We start from the raw sequence: 863 nt of genomic DNA, 5'->3' as shown, positions 1-863 counted from the left end.
CTCGAAACTGCCATCGCTACGATCCATGCAGAAGACGAAGCTGATACACCTTCAGGCAAGCGTATATCCAGGCCGCGTTTTGTCAATCGTGGTTCTCTGCCAAAACATCTGCCACGTATTGATGAAGTGATGAGCCGGAAAGCCTGATCTGCGCTTGTGGCAGCTGTCTGCATTGCATTGGCGAAGATGTTTGCGAGCGACTGGATGTGTGATCCCCGCGCAGTTTCGTGTCATCGTCATGCATCATCCCAAATATGCATGCCGTGCTTGTACTGATGGTGTCGTGCAAGCTCCGGCTCCGGCCCGATTAATTCCGGCAGGTTTACCGACAGAGGCAACGATTGCCCATGTGCTGGTATCCAAATATGCCGACCATCTTCCGCTGTATCGGCAAACCCAGATTATGGCGCGTCAGGGCGTAGATATTGATCGCTCTACGCTGGCCGATTGGGTCGGGCGGGCAGCTTATGAATTGCGTCCCGTGTTTGATGCGCTGATTGCTGACTTGAAGCGATCTAACAAGCTCTTTATGGATGAAACACGGGCACCGGTGCTTGATCCTGGATCAGGCAAGACCAAACGGATACTTCTGGGCTTTGGCACGTGATGATCGACCATGGGCCACCTATGCAGGCAGCAATGCACCGCCTGGTGTTGCTTTTACTTATGCGCCAGATCGTGTTGGACCCAATATACAATTGGCCTCCTGCTGGGCGCATGCGCGTCGCAAACTTATTGAGATTACGCGTACAGGCGCATCCCCGATTGCTGAAGACGGCATAAAACGGATCGGTGAACTCTACAGGATCGAAGCGGAAATACGTGGTCTTAATCCGCAGGTGCGGCTCGCAGTCCGTGAGGAA

The 863-nt window shown here is 53.4% G+C and carries 1 pseudogene; it reads left to right on the top strand.

Annotated elements, in window-relative coordinates:
• Positions 1–863 (top strand): annotated as a pseudogene (gene tnpC / locus JNC77_RS17590) (IS66 family transposase); the annotation flags it as partial.

Source organism: Paenochrobactrum pullorum (assembly GCF_041929845.1).
Classification (GTDB): domain Bacteria; phylum Pseudomonadota; class Alphaproteobacteria; order Rhizobiales; family Rhizobiaceae; genus Paenochrobactrum; species Paenochrobactrum pullorum.
The sequence above is the reverse complement of the archived record's forward strand: the minus strand, read 5'-3'. Positions and strand labels throughout refer to the sequence as shown.